This is a genomic window from Bellilinea sp., from assembly GCF_034432615.1.
GTDB lineage: Bacteria > Chloroflexota > Anaerolineae > Anaerolineales > Anaerolineaceae > Bellilinea.
The window spans coordinates 1-3,113 of sequence record NZ_DAOUBL010000367.1 but is presented as its reverse complement, the minus strand read 5'-3'; the positions used below and the strand labels follow the sequence as shown (position 1 = coordinate 3,113).

Genomic DNA, 3,113 nt, shown 5'->3' with positions numbered 1-3,113 from the left:
TGAGGCAGGATGGGCACGCGCTGCTCACCTACAAAGGCGCCGGGCAAGCCGGCGCCGAGGTAGCCGTTCGTCAGGGAGTGGAGGTGGAAGTCAGCGATGCAGATGCCTGCCGCCGTCTGCTGGAAGCGCTGGGCTTCGAGGTCAGCATGATTTATGAAAAGTACCGCACCACCTACCGCCTGGGCGAAGCCGAGATCGTACTGGATGAAATGCCGTTTGGCAGCTTTTGTGAAATTGAAGCGCCGGATGCGGATACGATTCACCATCTGGCACAGCAACTTCAACTGGACTGGGAAGCGCGTATCGCGATGGGGTATTACACCCTGTTCGATCACCTCAAATCTGCCACCGGCTGGGAAATGCGTGACCTGACCTTTGAAAACTTCCGCAATAAGCCGCTGGATATGGGAGTTATCGGGCTGGCTTACGCGGATGGGTAGCAACTCCAAAAGTCACCCACGTTCGTCCAGACGATCAGATTGTCTTGATCATTAAAATAATTTTTACCTGATCTTAATCCATTTTTTGTGGATTGCTAATCTTCAAACGATAAGATAAGATCAGCCTTCTTTTCCGTCAGGGGAACGGAACACGGCGCAACTTTTACCGGGAGGAAATTCATGCACATACTGGTTACCAACGATGACGGCATTCATGCGCCCGGCTTGCTGGCGCTGGCGCAGGCGGTCAAACCGCTTGGCAAGGTCAGCGTACTGGCCCCCGACCGCAACTGGTCGGCTTCCGGGCATGTCAAGACGCTCGACCGGCCGCTGAGGGTCAAGGAAATGCCGTTGGATGACGGCACCCCCGCCTTTGCCACCGACGGCGCGCCATCCGACTGTGTGGCGCTGGCGATTTGCAATTTTCTGGGTGAAAAGGTAGATCTGGTCGTGTCGGGCATCAACCCGTATGCCAACCTCGGTCATGATGTTACCTATTCCGGTACGGTTACGGCGGCAATGGAAGCGGCCATCTGGGGGCTGCCGGCGATTGCCTTTTCGCTGGACTCACCCAAAAACCACCTCGTTCTGGCAGATTTTGAAGCAGCCCTGCAGGTTGCCCGCCGCGTTACCCGCGCCGTCATTCAGAACGGCCTGCCGGAAGGCAACCTGCTGAATGTCAACATCCCGTTTTTGCCTTTGGAGCAGATTAAGGGATACCGCCTGACGCGGATGGGATTGCGCGTCTATCACGATAAACTCGATTCGCGGGTGGACCCGCGCGGCCGCCCGTATTACTGGATCAGCGGCGATTCACCGACCGGCATTCCCGAACGCGGCAGCGACATCGGTACCGTGGCGGATGGTTTTGTTTCCATCACACCGCTCAAACTTGACCTGACGGCTTACGCATTGTTCCCCGAACTCAATCAGTGGGAGTGGGAAAACGAGGAAAACGCTTCCGCGTCATAATCCGTCTGCCGGGGTTCATGAGGTGCTGGACAAACTTACTTACACCTCAGGCAGATTGGGTAATATGCAGTAGTGAAGCGAAACATCCACAATTTGATTACATCCCAGCGCAGAGGATCAAAGGACTGCAGCCGCCATCTCCCTGCGGCAGCAACAGTCCTTTTTTGATTCCTCACTCAGGTTCAGCCGCCCTCATAAACCCGCTGCAGAGCGGCAATGTCAAATTTTTTCATCTGAAGAAAGGCCTCGGTCACCCGTGCCAGGCGGTCGGCATCTTTGGTCTGCTGCATTTCATACATGATTGTTGGAACAATCTGCCAGGATACACCAAAACGATCTTTCAGCCAGCCGCACATTTCTGCCTCAGGATCAGCGGAGAGTTTTTCCCAATAATAATCAATTTCCTCTTGTGTTTCGCAATTCACCACAAAAGAAATGGCTTCATTGAAAGTAAAACCATGATCATAGGCACTATCCATTGCAGCAAACGACTGCCCATACAACTTGAATTCGGAATACTTCACACTCCCCGGTTGATCCGGTTCTTCCCCTTTTTGATAGCGCTGGATATCTTCCACACCACTGTTCGGAAAGATTGAAGTGTAGAATTGAATGGCTTCTTCTGCGCGGCCGCATTGCGCCCCGGTAAACATCAAAAACGGAATCATTCGCTGGGGGATAGGTTGCTGGCCAGTAAACATGATCTGCCACGAAACGCCGAATTTATCCTGAAGCCAGCCAAACCGTTCGCTAAAGGGATAACTACCCAATTCCATCAACACAGAGCCACCCGGCACAAGTTGCTGCCAGATAGTGTCAACCTCTGCTGCGCTGCTGCAGGCGACCAGAAATGAAATGGCGGGGGTGAATTTAAACTCCGGCCCTGCGCTCATCAAATTGAATTCACTGTCCAAAAGATCAACAGCAAAAATCTCTACCACACCCGAGGGTGTTTCTGGTAAAGTTGTAGCCCTGCGGAGGGATGAAGACGGGAAGGCAGAAAGATAATGATTGACTGCTTCGTCACTTACCTTATCAAACCACAGAAATGGCACGATTTTACGGTTTACAACGGTCATGATTTTGCTCCTCTCATGATATTCAGAAAAACAATGGGCGATTCATCCACTCAGTCAGGAGGGAAACGATGAATCCAAAATATGATATTCTTTATCTATAATATCAGAAATTATGTTCTAGTCAAGAGGCAATTTCAATTATTCCTCATTCTTTATAAGAAATTTTTTTGTTCCGCACTTGTACTGGCCTTTTACAACAACCTTTTTCTCAAGAGGTGAGGCAGAAGAGAAGAATTCTCGACGGAATTAGTTTTTATGGGCTTTATACACTTTGTTAATCAAAAATTGATACTTGCTCACCAATATAGTAATATAAGGGTAACCCCTATTGGGACAGACTGGTTATTCGTGGATTGAGTGAGTGAGGCGTAAAAATGAAATGGTCTTTGAAAATTGCACGGGTGGCGGGAATTGACATTCAAATTCACGCAACTTTTTTGCTGATTTTGGGCTGGGTTGCATTCAGTTACTATCTGGTCGGGCGTTCGGTGAACGCGGTCATTACCGGCGTGGGTTTTCTGCTGGCTCTGTTTTTGTGTGTGGTACTGCATGAACTGGGACATGCCCTGGCTGCGCGTAAGTTCGGCATTCAGACCAAAGATATCACCCTGCTGCCCATCGG

At 50.6% G+C, this 3,113-nt stretch carries 4 protein-coding genes; 3 read left to right on the top strand and 1 reads right to left on the bottom strand.

What is annotated here, in order from left to right:
• Window positions 1-440, top strand: a 440-nt coding sequence (locus tag VAE48_RS16345; protein WP_322794404.1) for a class IV adenylate cyclase, incomplete at its 5' end; no start/stop codon positions are given.
• 180 nt (window positions 441-620) lie between these two features.
• A complete protein-coding gene (surE, locus tag VAE48_RS16340) occupies window positions 621-1,412 on the top strand; it encodes a 5'/3'-nucleotidase SurE (protein ID WP_322794403.1) in 792 nt (263 codons plus the stop codon).
• Window positions 1,413-1,594: 182 nt separating this feature from the next.
• Here surE and VAE48_RS16335 read toward each other — a convergent pair whose 3' ends face one another.
• Window positions 1,595-2,491: a VOC family protein gene (locus tag VAE48_RS16335; protein WP_322794402.1), complete on the bottom strand. Its 897-nt coding sequence runs from the start codon at window positions 2,489-2,491 to the stop codon at window positions 1,595-1,597.
• 374 nt (window positions 2,492-2,865) lie between these two features.
• Here VAE48_RS16335 and VAE48_RS16330 point away from each other — a divergent pair.
• On the top strand, window positions 2,866-3,113 hold a 248-nt coding region (locus VAE48_RS16330), incomplete at its 3' end, for a site-2 protease family protein (RefSeq protein WP_322794401.1).